This is a genomic window from Sphingomonas liriopis (genome assembly GCF_024211255.1).
In the GTDB taxonomy this organism is placed as follows: Bacteria; Pseudomonadota; Alphaproteobacteria; order Sphingomonadales; family Sphingomonadaceae; genus Sphingomonas; species Sphingomonas liriopis.
Map to the genome: position 1 here is coordinate 150245 of NZ_JAMLDY010000009.1, position 15215 is coordinate 165459.

Below are 15215 nucleotides of genomic sequence, written 5' to 3' on the forward strand. Positions count from 1 at the left end.
GGTGGACCCCGGAACAAGTCCGGGGTGACGGAGGAAATGGGGCGCCGGGTGTATTCACCTCCACGATCAGAACTTCGCCCCGACGCTGACGAACACCTGCCGCGGGTTGCCGTAGAAGGCGGTGGCGATGCCCTCCTTGCCGAGCGTCGAGGAATAGCCGCCCGCCGCGTTGAGGATCGGCACGCCCGCGACGGTGCTTGCGATATACTGATAGCCGCTCGTCTTGTAGCGCTTGTCGGTCAGGTTCTTGCCATAAACGCCGATCGAATAGCGCCGTCCCTCGCCGAACGCATAGGTGATGCCGGCATCGAGCAACGTATAGCGCGGCTGGTCGAGGAACGGGCTCGCCGTCTCGAACTGGTGCGTCAGGCTGCGGTAGGAGACGGTCGAATTGGCGGTCACCAGCCCTTCGCCGACGGGCAGGTTGCCGGTCAGGATGCCCGACGCGGTCCATTTCGGCGTGTTCTGGAAGACGCGGACGTTGGCCACGTCGACCCCGGTCGGGCCGATGAAGTTGCGGTAGCGCGCATCGATATAGCCGAGCGTACCGGTCAACGACACCGACGAGCCGATCCCGGCGAAATCGCGGGCGAGGACGGCGTTGCTCTCCAGCTCGACGCCCTTGATCCGCGCTTTCGCGGCGTTGGTCGTGATGCCGCAGAAGCTCTGGACGCCGTTCTGCAGGCAGCCGACCGATCCCGGCACCTGCACGTCCTTGTAGTCGGCATAGAAGCCGGCGAGCGCCCAGGTCAGCCGCTTGTCGAACGCCGATCCCTTGTAGCCCGCTTCATAGCTGGTTACGGTTTCTGGATCGAACGACAGGTAGTTGTAGATGTCCTGATAGGTGCGGCCCGCCGCGGGATTGCTGATCGGCGCCGACGTGCCCGAGCCGCGCGGATCGAAGCCGCCGCCCTTGAAGCCTTCGGAATAGGACAGGTAGAGCAAATGGTCCTCGGTCGGCTTGAAGCTGATCGAGGCGCGCGGGGTGAAGCGCCTGTAATTGGCCCGGCCCCGGAAATCGGTCGCCGGCGCCCCCACCGCAATCGGCGTGCCGCCGAATTCCGACGTCAGGCCGAAATAGCTCGCCTTGAACACATAGGATTTGCGCTCGTCCCAGGTGTAGCGGCCGCCGAGCGACAGGCTGAACTGCGGCGTGAAGTCGAAGGTGAAATCGCCATAGACCGACGACGTCTCGGTGCGCACGTCGCCGGCGGTATAGGCGTTGAAGCCCGGCAGCGTCGTCGACAGCAGCACGCCGAACCCGGTCGAGGCCTTGGCGCCGAGGTAGTAATAGCCGATCAGACCGTTGAGCCGGTCGGAATTGTAGAGCAGTTGGAATTCCTGGCTGGTCTGTTCGTTGCGGTAGATCGCGGGCACATCGACGTCGACCGCGGGCAGCGAATCGAAGTCGATGGGCGTGAAGCTGTCGTCCTTGCGCCACGCGCTGATGCTGCGCAGCGTCAGCTGGTCGGTCAGCTTGGCGTTGGCGGTCATCGACAGGCCGCCCGCCTTGATATCCTGCCGCGGGAAATTGAGCCCGGCGCGGGTGTCGAACACGTCGGCGAGCACCGGCGCACCGGATTGCAGGCCCGGGATCAGCCGGTGGCCGTTGCGCGGGTTACTCTTGTCGTGCGTATAGTCGCCGGTGATCCGCACGAACAGGCGCGTATCGGGCGTCTCGAACTCGACGGTGCCGCGGGCGGCCCAGATGTCCTTGTTGTAATTGTCGATGTTGAGGTTCGTGTTGCGCCCGAACCCGCCGCGGCTGAGCCGTGCGCCCGCGACGCCGACGCGGAGCAGGTCGCCGATCGGCAGCGAGGCGGCGACGATGCCGTCGGCCTGATCGTAGGAGCCGTAATTGGCCTTGATCCGCGTTTCGGGCACGCTCGGCAGCCGCTTGGTGACGTATTTCACCGCGCCGCCGATCGTGTTGCGGCCGTAGAGCGTCCCCTGCGGCCCGCGCAGCACCTCGATCCGGTCGACGTCGTAGATGTCGAGCACCGCGGCCTGCGGACGGTTGAGGTAGACGTCGTCGAGGTAGATGCCGATGCCCGCTTCGAACCCCGGCACGGGGTCCTGCTGGCCGACGCCGCGGATGAAGGCGGCGAGCGTCGAATTGCTGCCGCGCGCGGTCTTCAGCGTCGTGTTGGGCGTGACGTTCTGGATGTCGGTGAGGTCGACCGCGCCGAGCTTGTCGAGCTTGTCGGCGCTGAACGCGGTCACCGCGATCGGCACGCTAAGCAGCGATTCGGAGCGGCGGCGTGCGGTCACGAGGATGTCGCCATTCTCCTCCGGCGGGGTCGCGCTGGTGTCGGGCGTGGTCTCTGCGGCGGCGGTGCCGTCCTGCACCGGCGTGGCGACGGTCTGCGCGGTGGCGGGCGCGGCCAGCAAGGCCGCCGCGGCGACGCCGAGCATGAGGACCGTGGACGTGCGCTGCTTCATGGACTTCCCCTCCTGATGTGGCGCCCTGTCCGGTTGACCCGGGTTGTACGCCGTTGCACGACGCTATAGTGAAACCTGAACCAGGATTCAACTTGGGTTTTTGAGGGGGCGAGGATGGGCGAGGAGGCTGCGGGGGCGGATCGCGATACGGCGGTGGCCGGGGGTGGCGACAAGACGCCGCGGACCGAGCGCGGGCGGCGGACGCTGCGCGTGCTGCTCGATGCGGCGGCGGTGGAGTTCGGCGAGCGCGGCTTCCACGACGCGTCGATCAGCGGCATTACCCGCCGGGCCGGCGTCGCGCTCGGCAGCTTCTACACCTATTTCGATTCGAAGGATGCGGTGTTCCGCGCGCTGGTCACCGACATGTCGGCGCAGGTCCGCGACCACGTCGCCCCTGCGGTGCGCGCCGCGCCGGATGGTCTGGCGGCGGAACGTGCCGGTCTCGCGCAGTTCATCGGCTTCGTCCGCGATCACAAGGAAATCTACCGCATCATCGACGAGGCGGAGTTCGTCGATGCTGACAGCTTCCGCCGCCATTATGCCTCCACCGCCGAACGGATCGAGGCACGGCTGCGCGCGGCGGCGGCGCGCGGCGAGGTGCGCGGCGACGTGTCCGACGTCCATGCCTGGGCGGTGATGGGGATGAACGTGTTCCTGGGGCTGCGCTACGGCGTCTGGGCCGAGGACCGCGGCATCGACGATGTCGCGGACCAGGCGGCGGCGCTGCTGCGCGACGGGCTGGCGCCACGGAAAGGCTGAGCGGTGAGCGGCGATATTTCGCCGTCATGGAAGTGTCTGAAGAAAAGAGATATTTGTTCACGCGGAGGCGCGGAGGCGCGGAGGCGCGGAGGGCGCGGAGGTGTTTCGCCCGCTGCGCTTACGGTTTCCGATCACGTCTCGAGATGATCAGGGCTACGTAGCCCCATGCTGTGCATCTCCGCGGCCTTCGCGCCTCCGCGTGAATCATCCTATCCCGACACTGGATATCGACCGGGCCGGGACCCCAGGATTGATGAGGGTCAGCCCTGCTCGTCGCGAACGATCGCGTGTGCGAGTTCGTCGCGGATCGCGCGCAGCGCGATCATCAGCGAGGGGGCCTCGCCCTCCGCCCGCGTATCGGCGAGCAATTGCTGGACGCCGCGCACCGTATAGCCCTGCCGGTTGAGCAGGCCGTCGATGCGGCGGACCAGCGCGATATCCTCCGGCCGGTAATAGCGACGGTTGCCCGCCCGCACCACGGGACGCAGCTGGGGAAAGCGCGTTTCCCAATATCGCAAGATATGCTGGGGCAATCCGGTGTCCGCCGACACTTCCCCGATCGTCCTGAACGCCCCGCTCGCCTTGTGCGTGCCGGAGGCCATCCGGCTCAGCTGGCCGTCATGATGCGTTCGCGCATCATCTGACTGGCGCGAAAGGTGAGGACGCGGCGCGGCGCGATGGGAACCTCGACCCCGGTCTTCGGATTGCGGCCGATCCGTTCGCCCTTGTCGCGCAGGACGAAGGTGCCGAAGCCGGAGATCTTGACGTTCTCGCCACGCGACAGCGCCTCGCACATCTCGGCGAGGATCTGTTCGACGATCCTGGCCGAATCGGTGCGCGACAGACCGATCTGACGATGCAACGCCTCCGACAGATCTGCCCGCGTCAGCGTACCAGCGCTCGTCGTCATCAACACTTTCGCCCCCACCCCATCGGTTACGATCCCCACCAGAAGGTTACACCAGCGGCGTCGTGTCCGAAAGTGACTTTATCGGCATGGAAACCGGTGACTTAATGCCAAAACTACCCGAAATGGCGCAACGCGTCAAAAACGGACGACCGCCGCGCCCCAGGTAAAGCCGCCGCCCATCGCTTCCAGCACGACGATCTGGCCCTGGCGGATGCGACCGTCGCGCACCGCGACGTCGAGCGCCAGCGGCACCGAGGCGGCGGAGGTGTTGGCATGCTGGTCCACCGTGACCACCACCTTGGCCGGATCGAGTCCAAGCTTCCGGGCGGTGGCGTCCAGGATGCGGGCATTGGCCTGATGCGGCACGACCCAGTCCACCTGACCGGCGTCCAGCCCCGCCAGCACCAGCGTTTCGGTCATCACCGCGGCGAGGTTGACGACGGCGTGACGGAACACCTCGCGGCCCTTCATGCGCAGCTTGCCGACGGTGCCGGTGGTCGAGGGGCCACCATCGACATAGAGCAGGTCGTTGTGGCGGCCGTCGGCGTGGAGCCTGGTAGCGAGGATACCGCGGCCGGCGTCCGCGTCGCTTTCCTGCCCCTCGAGCACGATCGCGCCGGCGCCGTCGCCGAACAGGACCGCGGTGGTGCGATCGTCCCAGTCGAGGATGCGGCTGAACGTCTCGGCGCCGATCACCAGCGCGCGGCGGTGGATGCCGGTGCGCAGCATCGCATCGGCGACCTGCACCGCATAGAGGAAGCCTGAGCAGACCGCCGCGACGTCGAAGGCGACGCAATCGTCGATCCCGAGCATCGCCTGCACCTTGGTGGCGGTCGCCGGAAAGGTCTGGTCGGGCGTCGCGGTGGCCAGCACGATCAGGTCGATGTCGGCTGCGGCGATCCCCGCCGAGTCGAGCGCGGCGCGGCAGGCGTCGGCAGCCAGCGTCGAGGTCGTCTCGAGCGGGCCGGCGATGTGGCGGAAGCGGATGCCTGTGCGCTCGACGATCCAGGCGTCGCTGGTATCGAGCTGCTGTTCCAGGTCGGCGTTGGACACGCGCCGTTCGGGCAGCGCCGATCCGGTGCCGAGGACGACCGAGCGGATCATGCGGCCCTCTTCTCGAAATTGCCGAGGTCTTCGGCGATGCGGCGGGTGAGGTCGGCGCGCACCATCTTGGCGGCGTTGCCGATCGCGGTGGCGACGCCGCGTTCGTTGGCGCTGCCGTGGCTCTTCACGACGATGCCGTTGAGGCCGAGGAAGACCGCGCCATTGTGGTTGTTGGGGTCGAGATGGTCGCGCAGCAACTCGGTCGCAGGGCGCGAGATCAGGAAGCCGACCTTCGAACGCACCGACGAACTGAACGCGCGCTTGAGCAGATCGGCGACGAAGCGTGCGGTGCCTTCGGCGGTCTTGAGCGCGATATTGCCGGCGAAGCCGTCGCAGACGATGACGTCGTGGTTGCCGCGCGCCAGCTGGTTGCCCTCGACGAAGCCGGTGAAGGTCAGCGGCAGATGCGTCTGGCCGCGCAGCACCGCGGCGGCGTCGCGGATCTCGTCGGTGCCCTTCTGGTCCTCGCTGCCGATGTTGAGCAGAGCGACGCGGGGGCTGTCGAGGTCCATGATCGTGCGCGCATAGGCCGCGCCCATGACGGCGAACTGGACGAGATTGCGCGCGTCGACCTCTGTATTCGCACCCAGATCGAGCATGACGACGTCGTTGTCGCCGAGCGTAGGGAGCGGCGCGGCGAGCGCGGGGCGGTCGATACCGGGCAGCGTGCGCAGCGCGAGCTTCGCCATCGCCATCAGCGCGCCGGTGTTGCCGGACGAGACGGCGGCGCCGGCGCGGCCCTGCTTCACCAGATCGATGGCGATGCCCATCGATGTGGTCTTGGACCGGCGGATCGCCTGGCTCGGCTTGTCGCTCGACCCGACGGTCTCGGGCGCGTGGACGATCTCGCTATGCTGGCTGAGGTTCGGGTGAGTCTTGAGCTCTTCCCGCACCGCGGCCTCGTCGCCCACCAGGAAAAAGCGCATGCCCTCGAACCGCCGGCGTGCCGCGGCGACGCCGGCGAGCATCACCGCCAGCCCCTCGTCGCCGCCCATCGCATCGACGGCGATCCAGGAATTGTCGGGCATGCAGCGCTAATCCGAATGGGAGGGGAGGGGGTTAACCCTCGACCGAGACGATCTCGCGGCCGTTATAGTGGCCGCAAGCGGTGCACAGATTGTGCGGACGCTTCAGCTCGCCACAGTTCGGGCACTCCTGGAACGACGCGACGGTCAGCGAATCGTGACCGCGACGCATGCCGCGCTTGGAGGGAGAGGTCTTTCGCTTGGGGACGGCCATTTCGGCACCTTGTTCTAGAAATCGGCTTGACGGATATCGATGCGCCCTGCGGCACGTACCACGGTCGGCAAGGCGCCGCCGCGGGACGCCACCGACAACCGGACGCATCGCGAAGCGCGGGCCTATAGCGATTTCCCGCGCTGTTGCAAGCTTTGCCGGAGGGGCGCATCACGGCGCCGGCCCGACAGGGAGGGGCCGCATCGATGCTGCTACCCGTCACGCTCACCATCGCCGCCGCCGCGGGAATCGGCAATATCGCGCTCGCCATGCGCGTCGTGCCGATCCGGCTCAAGGACAAGGTCCTGTTCGGCGACAATGGCGATTCCCGACTGCTGGCGCGAACGCGGGCGCATGCGAACTTCGTCGAATATACGCCGTTCGTGCTGATCCTGATGGCGCTGATCGAGGCGGGCGGCGGATCGGCGCGCTGGCTGGGCATCGCCGGCGGCACGTTCGTCGCGGCGCGGATCGCCCATGCGGTCGGCATGGACCGCGCGACCTCCAACCCCTGGCGCGCCGCCGGCGCGCTGCTGACCTGGACGATCCTGCTGGCGCTGGCGGTGTGGGCGCTGGCGGTGGCGTATGGCTATGGCGCGGCGCCGGTGATCCGTGTGTTGCCGGTCGAAGGTTCGCCGATGGCCTAACGCTGCTGCACGCCCTGCGACATGGCAGCTTTACGGTTTGACGGAAACGAGCGCCCCTATTCCGCCAGTGCCTTGTCGCTGACGAACATGTTGTTGGCACGTTCGTGCGCGAAGGTGCTGGGATTGCCGTGGCCGGGGATGAAGGCGGTGTCGTCGCCCAAGGGCCACAGCTTGGTGACGATCGTTTCGATCAGCTGCTTGTGATTGCCGCCGGGCATGTCGCTGCGCCCGACCGAGCCCTGGAACAGCACGTCGCCGACCTGCGCGAATTTCGACGGCGCGTGGTGGAAGATGACGTGGCCCAATGTGTGGCCGGGCGTCTCGTAGACGTCGAGGCTAAGGTTGCCGACGGTGACCGTGTCGCCCTCGACCAGCCAGCGGTCGGGTTCGAACGTCACGCCGGTCATGCCGTAGTTGCGGCCGTCGTCGTCGAGGCGGGCGAGCCAGAAGCGGTCGGCCTCGTGCGGACCTTCGATCGGTACGCCGAGATCGGTGGCGAGCGTCTTCGCCTCGCCGGCGTGGTCGATATGGCCGTGGGTCAGCAGGATCTTCTCGACCGTGATCCCCGCCTGCGCGATCGCCGCCTTGATGCGGGGCAGGTCGCCGCCGGGGTCGACGACCGCGGCCTTCATCGTCTGCGTGCACCAGATCAGCGTGCAATTCTGCTGGAAGGGCGTCACCTGGACGATCGCGGCTTTCAGCGGCGCGGCTTGCGAGGGGGAAGTGGTCATGCCGCCCGAGATAGGCAGGCGGGGGCGGGCGGGCAATCGCCGCTTGCGCCCGGACGCGTGCGCCGTGCATTTGACAGGGGATGCTGACCGCGCCCTTCGTGCTGATCGACGATCTCCGTATCGAGGGGGCCCGTGCCGATGGGGCGGGCGCGCGGCTGTATGCCGATCCGGTCGAGATCGTCGTGGCGGAGCGGCCGGAGGAGGTCGCGCCGGCGCTGGCGCGGTTGCGCGGTGCGCGCGGGCGTGGACTGCAGGCGGCGGGATATCTGAGCTATGAGGCGGGGGCGGCGCTGATGCCGCGCGCGCTGCCGGCGCGGGCGGTGGACGGGCCGTTGCTGTGGTTCGGGCTGTTCGCCGGTCATCGTGCGCTGGCGGCGGCGGAGGTCGCGGCGCTGCTGCCCGATCCGGCGGGGGCGTGGGCAGCCGCGCCGGTGCCGCGGATCGAGCGCTATGTCTATGACGCGGCGCTGGCGCGGGTGCTGGCGCTGATCCGCGCGGGCGATATCTATCAGGCCAATCTGACGCTGCGCGCGGACGTCGCCTTCGCGGGCGATCCGCTGGCGCTGTACGCGCGGCTGCGGCGGGGTGCGCGGGCCGGGCATGGGGCGCTGGTGGCGACGGGCGAACGGCACCTGCTGTCGCTGTCGCCCGAGCTTTTCTTCGCGCTGGAGGGGGATCGGCTCACCTGCCGGCCGATGAAGGGCACCGCGACGCGTGGCGAGACGGCGCACGAGGATGCGGCGCGCGCCGCGGCGCTGCACGCCGATGCCAAGCAGCGCGCCGAGAACCTGATGATCGTCGACCTGATGCGCAACGATTTGTCGCGCGTCGCGGTGGCGGGCAGCGTCGCGGTGCCCGACCTGTTCACGATCGAGAGCTATCCGACCGTCCACCAGATGACCTCCACCGTCACCGCGACGCTGGCCGAGGGGCAGGATGCGATCGACGTGGTCGCGGCGCTGTTCCCCTGCGGATCGATCACCGGCGCGCCCAAGCAGCGCGCCATGGAGGTGATCGCCGAGGTCGAGGCTGCGCCGCGCGGCGCCTATACCGGGTCGATCGGCTGGATCGATGCGAACGGCGATGCGGGGTTCAACGTGGCGATCCGGACGCTCGCCGTGCCGAAAGGGGCCGAGGTCGCCGAGCTGGGGCTGGGATCGGGGATCGTCGCCGACAGCCGCGCCGACGAGGAATGGGCGGAATGCCTCGCCAAGGGGGCGTTCGTCACTGCCGGGCAGCGGCCGCTCGACCTGATCGAGACGATGGCGTTCGATCCCGAGGAGGGGATGGCGCTGCTCGAACGGCATCTGGCGCGGTTGACTGCGAGTGCGGAGGCGCTGGGGTTCCGGTTCGACCGGCATGCGGCGCGCAACGAATTGCAGGCGGCGACCTTTCGCCTGCGGGAGCGTGCGCGCATCCGGCTGCTGCTGGCGCAGAGTGGGGGAATCGCGATCGAGGTGGCACCGATGCCCGCGGTGTTCGACCGGCCGCTGACCGTCGCGGTGGTACCGCTGCCGGTCGCCGCGTCCGATTTCCGCCTGCGCCACAAGACCAGCGATCGCGGCTTCTACGATGCCGCGCGGGCCGCGGCGGGAACGGACGAGGTGGTATTCGTGGCGCCCGACGGCTGGCTGACCGAGGGGAGCTTCACCTCGTTGTTCGTGCCCGACCCCGCAGGACGCCTGCGGACACCGCCGTTGGCACTGGGGTTGGTGCCCGGCGTGCTGCGCTCACAATTGATCGATTCGGGGCGGGCGGTGGAAGCTAATCTGTCGCCGGACGACCTTGCCGGGCAATTTTTCGTCGGAAATGCGCTGCGCGGGTTGATCCCGGCTATGCTCGCGATTGCGAAAGAGCCTGCGCTGTCGCTATAGGCGCCCGCGTCCCGTCCGCCAGCAAGGCCCCAGACCCATGAAGCCCTCCGCCGCCCTCGGCCGTATCAGCCCGTCGCCGACGCTCGCCATCACCAGCCGCGTGCTCGAGCTGAAGCGCGCCGGCGTCGACGTGATCGGCCTCGGCGCGGGCGAACCCGATTTCGACACGCCCGATTTCGTGAAAGAAGCGGCGATCCAGGCGATCCGCGACGGCAAGACGAAGTACACCAACGTCGATGGCACGATCGAGCTGAAGCAGGCGATCGTCGCCAAGTTCGCGCGCGACAATGCCCTGACCTACACCACCGATCAGGTGACGGTGAACGTCGGCGGCAAGCATACCTTGTTCAACGCGATCGTCGCGAGCGTGAACCCGGGCGACGAGGTGGTGATCCCCGCGCCATACTGGGTGAGCTATCCCGACGTCGTCCAGTTCGCCGGTGGCACGCCGGTGTTCGCGATCGCCGGGCCGGAGCAGGATTACAAACTGTCTCCGCAAGCGCTCGACGCAGCGATCACCGAGAAGACGAAGTGGGTGATCCTCAATTCGCCGTCCAATCCCACAGGCGCGGCCTATACCGTCGACGAGCTGAAGGCGCTCGGTGCGGTGCTGGCGCGGCATCCGCACGTCTGGATCTTCGCCGACGATATGTACGAGCATATCGTCTATGACGATTTCCGCTTCGCGACGATCGCCGAGGTCTGTCCCGAGCTGTACGAGCGGACGCTGACGGTCAACGGCTGTTCCAAGGCCTACGCGATGACCGGCTGGCGGATCGGCTTCGCCGCGGGCGCGCCGTGGCTCATCAAGGCGATCGCCAAGCTGCAGTCGCAATCGACCAGCAACCCCTGCTCGATCGCGCAGGCCGCGGCGGTGGCGGCGCTCAACGGCCCGCAGGACTTCCTGAAGGAGCGCGCGCGCGCCTTCCAGGGGCGGCGCGATCTGGTGGTGGGGATGCTCAACGCGATTCCCGGCATGACCTGCCCGACGCCGGAGGGGGCGTTCTACGTCTATCCGTCGTTCGCCGAACTCATCGGCAAGACGACGCCGAACGGCCGCCGGATCGATAGCGACGAGGATTTCGTCGGCTATCTGCTCGACGACGCCAAGGTCGCGGCGGTGCAGGGCGCGGCGTTCGGTTTGTCGCCGGCGATGCGGATCAGTTACGCGACGTCGGACGACCTGCTGCGCGAGGCGTGCACGCGGATCCAGCAGGCGTGTGCGGATCTGAAGTAGCCGCCCGGCGGTCCTGACCGGGCGTTGCTCACTGTCGAAGGGCTGGCTTCCACAGGCTGTTTGGCTCGTGGAGATCAGGGCTTCGACAGGCTCAGCCCGAACGGCTGTTGGTTGGAAGGACCGGCTCCGGCCGCATCGGCCAAATCCTGACGGCTGATGAACGCGCCCGCCACGCGGCGTTAATGCAGCGTTTCTATAAACGGCATTGAGCCTGGAGGCCGGGAGGACGATCCCGGCATCCGAACGGGATGCGGCGACGTAGCTGCATTCGGACAGAGACAGAGGTGCGTCATGCGCAAGATGTTCAAGAGCGGCTTCTTCTGGCAGTTCGTCGGTGGCTTCGCCATCGGCGCGGTCGGGGTCGTCACGCTGCAGCCGGCGAGCGCGCAACCCGTGCCGCCGCTGCCCGCCGCGTCGGCGATCGTCGCGGCACGCTGACCCTTGGCGTCGGGGCGGTGCGCCACCATCTTGAGATCATGCTGAAAATCCTGTTGCCCATCGCCGGCCTGACCACCGCCGTGCTCGCCTCCACCGGGTTCGCGCAGGCCGAGCGTGCGGTGCCGATCCCCGTCGCCAAGGCCGACGTGCCCGCGGGCGCAGGGACGCAGACCGCGGTGTTCGCCGGTGGCTGCTTCTGGGGCATGGAGGCGGTGTTCGAACATGTGAAGGGCGTGCGGGCGGTCACCGCGGGCTATGCGGGCGGCAAGGCCGACACCGCGACCTACGATCAGGTGTCGACCGAGCGCACCGGCCATGCCGAGGCGGTGCGTGTCGTCTACGATCCGCGCGTCGTCAGCTATGCGACGCTGCTGCGCGTCTACTTCTCGATCGCTCACGACCCGACGCAGCTGAACCGGCAGGGGCCGGATAGCGGCCCAAGCTATCGTTCGGCGATCTTTCCGCAGGATGCGCGGCAGGCTGCGGTGGCGCGCGCCTATATCGCGCAGCTCGGCGCGGCGAAGAGCTTCGCGACGCCGATCGTGACGCGGGTCGAACAGGGCGGCTTCTTCCCGGCCGAGGCGTATCACCAGAATTTCTACGACCGGAACCCGACGCATCCGTATATCGTCCACTGGGACAAGCCCAAGGTCGCGGCGTTCAAGGCGGGGTTTCCAACGCTGTATCGGTGAGCGCAGGCGCACTGGCCACATATCCTCCGTCACCCCGAACGTGTTCCGGGGTCCACGGTGCGGCCGGCGTAACGGCTTGAGGCGCAATCATGCCGCCTGCGGCGCGGTGGACCCCGGAACACGTCCGGGGTGACGTGTTGCTTCTGGCAATGTCGTAGGCATCGATCACCATTACCGGTGATGAGGCGATCACGCCGCGATCGGGAAGCGCAGCAGTCTTTGTTCCACCGGCACCAACGCCTCGGCACCGCGGCCGACCGCCTTGGTCAGCGCGGGGTGGTCGACGTCGAGCCCGCCGGTCAGCGCGCCGAACGCGGGCAGCACGATCTTGCGCGCCGTCGCGACGAAGCAGCGGCGGGCGACCTGTTTGCCGCGGACGTGGATGCGCAATTTGGGGTGGAAATGGCCCGACAGTTCGGGGCGGGTCTCACAGGGATCGGCTTCGTGGCGCAGGATCAGACCGTCGACCTCCGCCTGTTCGACCGTGTCGCCGCCGCAGCGGTCCTTGATCGCGGGATCGTGGTTGCCGGTGATCCACGTCCAGCGCAGCGCTTGCGTCAGCGCGCGCAGACGAACCTGTGCCTCCGCGGGCAGGCGGTCGCAGCCGTCGCTGTCGTGGAAGCTGTCACCGAGGCACCACAGCTCCGCCGCGCCCGTCGTCGCGACCAGTCCGGCGAGATCGGCCAGCGTCGCCAGCGAATCGTAAGGGGGCAGCATCTGACCACGTGCGGCGAACCAGCTCGCTTTCTCGAAATGCAGATCGGCGACGAGCAGCGCGCGCCGCGCCGGCCACCACAAGGCCCCCTGGGGCAGGGCGCAGAGCGCATGACCACCGAACGAAAAGGGAACCATGACACGCGCCTTGCCCGCAAAGCCGGGCAGGATCAAGCGCGTCTTCAAGGACTTGTGCGGTGCAATGCAAATCCGCTTGCGTGGCCAACGGATAGGCGTAAAGCGCGCCGTCCTCCCGCCGGGAGGTCCTTTTCAGGGGTAGTCGCGCGCATGTCGCCCGTCGTCCAACCACCCGTTACCACCGCCCAGCCCCACCCCGCCCTGATCGGCCTGACCATCGGCGCGATCGGCGTCGTGTTCGGCGATATCGGCACCAGTCCGCTCTACGCCTTCCGCGAGGCGCTGGCGCAGTCGGCGGCGGACGGGATCGACGCAAGCGAGATCCTAGGCGTGCTCAGTCTCGCGCTGTGGACGCTGACGCTGATCGTCACGGTCAAATACGTCCTGTTCCTGATGCGCGCGGACAATCACGGCGAGGGCGGCGTGCTGGCGCTGGCGGCGCTGGCGCGGCGGTCGATCGGGATGCGCAGCCGGGTGGCACTGGTGCTGGGCGCGGCGGGGGCGGCGCTGTTCTACGGCGATGCGATCATCACGCCGTCGCTGTCCGTACTGTCGGCGATGGAGGGGCTCCGCACCATCCCGAGTGCTGCCAGGCTGTTCGACGAGGGCACGATCCGGGCACTGACGATCGGCATATTGATCGCGCTGTTCCTGATCCAGAAGCGCGGCACCGCGATCGTCGCTAGGCTGTTCGGGCCGGTGTGCATCGTCTGGTTCCTGACGATCGGGGGCCTCGGCATCTGGCATATCGCCGACGAGCTTTCGATCTTCCGCGTGCTGCTGCCGAGCTATGGCATCCGCTTCCTCGGCAGCCACGGCACGGTGGGACTGTTCGTGCTCGGTGCGGTGTTCCTGACCGTCACCGGCGCCGAGGCGCTGACCGCCGACATGGGGCATTTCGGCAAGAAGCCGATCCGCATCGCCTGGCTGGTCCTCGTCTTTCCGGCGCTGACGCTCAACTATCTGGGGCAGGGGGCGTTCGCGCTGTCGCATCTGGAGGCGGCGCAGCGTGCGGGGACGGCGTTCACCAACCAGGACTGGTTCTTCCTGATGGCGCCCGAATCGGTGCGCGGGCCGCTGATCGTGCTCGCCGGTTTCGCGACCGTCATCGCGAGCCAGGCGGTCATCACCGGCGCGTTTTCGCTGACGCAGCAGGCAGTGCAGCTGGGACTGTTGCCGCGGATGAAGCTGCGCCAGACGTCGGCCGATTTCGCGGGCCAGATCTACCTGCCGGCGATCAACTGGCTGTTGATGGTCGGCGTGCTGGTGCTCATCATCCAGTTCAAGACCTCGTCGGCGATGGCCGCCGCTTATGGCATCGCGGTGACGGGGACGATGGTGGTGACGAGCCTGCTCGGCTATCTGGTCGCGCGGCACGTCTGGCATTGGAAGCGGGCATGGGCGCTGGCCGCGGTGCTGCCGTTCCTCACCCTCGACCTCATCTTCTTCGGCGCCAACATCCTGCGCGTGGTCGAGGGGGGCTGGGTGCCGCTGGTGATCGCCGCCGCCATCGGCCTGCTGATCTACACCTGGGTGCGCGGCAAGGGCATCGTGCGCGCGTTCGAGGCGCGGCAGAGCATTCCGCTCGCCGACCTCGCCGCTGCGCTCGCCAAGCGGCCGCCGGAGCGGGTGCCGGGGACCGCGGTGTTCCTGACCGCCAATCCGCGCGCGGCGCCGGGCGCGCTGCTCCACAACCTCAAGCACAACAAGGTGCTGCACGAGCGCAATCTGGTGGTCAGCATCCGCACCACCGATCGGCCGGTGGTCGATGCCGAGCACCGCCGCACGGTGGAGCGGCTCGACGACAATTTCGAAAGCGTCGTGCTGAGCTACGGCTTCATGGAATCGCCCGACGTGCCGGCGGACCTGGGCGTCGGGGGCAAGACCGAGATGCGCAGCCTGGACGCGATGAAGACGAGCTTCTTCATCGGGCGCAATACGTTGAAGCCGGAGGCGGATGTGGGGATGCCGTTGTGGCAGGACCGCATCTTCATGTTCATGCAGCGCAATGCCAGCGATCCGACGGATTTCCTGAAGATCCCGCCGGGGAAGGTGCTGGAGCTGGGCGAGCAGGTGACGGTGTAAAGGCTTCGTCACCCCGGACTTGTTCCGGGGTCCACTGTTCCGCCAGCGAACGACAAGAGGCTCAACGCGATCCGCCCGCCGCAGAGTGGACCCCGGAACAAGTCCGGGGTTGTCTCTGAGGATTGTGGTTTAAGCTGATGCGGCTGGCGAGCGCGCTGCGGGGTAACGGCCCCGCAGCGCGTGGCGTCACGGCTCCCGTTCCGGGGTT

General features: G+C 67.8%; 15 protein-coding genes. 7 read left to right on the forward strand and 8 right to left on the reverse strand.

Annotation, left to right across the window (positions count from 1 at the left end; all coding sequences use genetic code 11):
- Nucleotides 1-66 precede the first annotated feature (66 nt).
- Entirely contained in the window at nt 67-2442 is a 2376-nt protein-coding gene (locus M9979_RS09425; protein WP_254289092.1) for a TonB-dependent receptor, read from the reverse strand.
- Nucleotides 2443-2556: 114 nt separating this feature from the next.
- Between M9979_RS09425 and M9979_RS09430 the strand changes: the two genes are divergently transcribed.
- The gene (locus M9979_RS09430; protein ID WP_254289093.1) at nt 2557-3201 is read left to right on the forward strand and encodes a TetR/AcrR family transcriptional regulator; all 645 of its coding nucleotides are present in this window, start codon (nt 2557-2559) and stop codon (nt 3199-3201) included.
- A gap of 260 nt (nt 3202-3461) precedes the next feature.
- Here M9979_RS09430 and M9979_RS09435 read toward each other — a convergent pair whose 3' ends face one another.
- The 5 genes from M9979_RS09435 to rpmF all read right to left on the reverse strand — a co-directional run bounded on the left by M9979_RS09435 (nt 3462) and on the right by rpmF (nt 6454).
- Nucleotides 3462-3803, reverse strand: a complete 342-nt coding sequence (locus tag M9979_RS09435) for a MerR family transcriptional regulator (protein ID WP_254289094.1) — start codon at nt 3801-3803, stop codon at nt 3462-3464.
- Between the two features lie 5 nt (nt 3804-3808).
- Nucleotides 3809-4111: an integration host factor subunit alpha gene (locus tag M9979_RS09440; protein WP_254289095.1), complete on the reverse strand. Its 303-nt coding sequence runs from the start codon at nt 4109-4111 to the stop codon at nt 3809-3811.
- Between the two features lie 135 nt (nt 4112-4246).
- On the reverse strand, nt 4247-5215 hold the full coding sequence (locus M9979_RS09445; RefSeq protein WP_254289096.1) for a beta-ketoacyl-ACP synthase III: 969 nt from the start codon (nt 5213-5215) through the stop codon (nt 4247-4249).
- Complete coding sequence (gene plsX / locus M9979_RS09450) at nt 5212-6243, reverse strand: phosphate acyltransferase PlsX (protein WP_254289097.1); 1032 nt, start codon at nt 6241-6243, stop codon at nt 5212-5214. Before plsX ends, M9979_RS09445 begins: the two co-directional genes overlap by 4 nt.
- Before the next feature lie 31 nt (nt 6244-6274).
- Nucleotides 6275-6454 (reverse strand): 50S ribosomal protein L32, encoded by a 180-nt coding sequence (gene rpmF, locus M9979_RS09455; RefSeq protein WP_254289098.1) that lies wholly within the window; start codon nt 6452-6454, stop codon nt 6275-6277.
- A gap of 203 nt (nt 6455-6657) precedes the next feature.
- Here rpmF and M9979_RS09460 point away from each other — a divergent pair, with 203 nt between their 5' ends.
- Entirely contained in the window at nt 6658-7098 is a 441-nt protein-coding gene (locus tag M9979_RS09460) for an MAPEG family protein (RefSeq protein ID WP_254289099.1), read from the forward strand.
- A gap of 56 nt (nt 7099-7154) precedes the next feature.
- Here the strand turns inward: M9979_RS09460 and M9979_RS09465 are convergent, their stop codons facing one another.
- Nucleotides 7155-7829 (reverse strand): MBL fold metallo-hydrolase, encoded by a 675-nt coding sequence (locus M9979_RS09465; protein WP_277998479.1) that lies wholly within the window; start codon nt 7827-7829, stop codon nt 7155-7157.
- Nucleotides 7830-7909: 80 nt separating this feature from the next.
- Between M9979_RS09465 and pabB the strand changes: the two genes are divergently transcribed.
- The 4 genes from pabB (at nt 7910) to msrA (ending at nt 12070) form a co-directional block, all read left to right on the forward strand.
- On the forward strand, nt 7910-9703 hold the full coding sequence (pabB, locus tag M9979_RS09470) for an aminodeoxychorismate synthase component I (protein ID WP_254289100.1): 1794 nt from the start codon (nt 7910-7912) through the stop codon (nt 9701-9703).
- Between the two features lie 37 nt (nt 9704-9740).
- Entirely contained in the window at nt 9741-10940 is a 1200-nt protein-coding gene (locus M9979_RS09475; RefSeq protein WP_254289101.1) for a pyridoxal phosphate-dependent aminotransferase, read from the forward strand.
- A 291-nt stretch (nt 10941-11231) separates the two neighbouring features.
- The gene (locus M9979_RS09480; protein ID WP_254289102.1) at nt 11232-11378 is read left to right on the forward strand and encodes a hypothetical protein; all 147 of its coding nucleotides are present in this window, start codon (nt 11232-11234) and stop codon (nt 11376-11378) included.
- A gap of 38 nt (nt 11379-11416) precedes the next feature.
- Entirely contained in the window at nt 11417-12070 is a 654-nt protein-coding gene (gene msrA / locus M9979_RS09485) for a peptide-methionine (S)-S-oxide reductase MsrA (protein WP_254289103.1), read from the forward strand.
- 189 nt (nt 12071-12259) lie between these two features.
- Here the strand turns inward: msrA and pdeM are convergent, their stop codons facing one another.
- Entirely contained in the window at nt 12260-12922 is a 663-nt protein-coding gene (pdeM, locus tag M9979_RS09490; protein ID WP_254289119.1) for a ligase-associated DNA damage response endonuclease PdeM, read from the reverse strand.
- 150 nt (nt 12923-13072) lie between these two features.
- Between pdeM and M9979_RS09495 the strand changes: the two genes are divergently transcribed.
- Nucleotides 13073-15007, forward strand: a complete 1935-nt coding sequence (locus M9979_RS09495) for a potassium transporter Kup (RefSeq protein WP_254289104.1) — start codon at nt 13073-13075, stop codon at nt 15005-15007.
- The last annotated feature ends 208 nt before the right edge of the window (nt 15008-15215 follow it).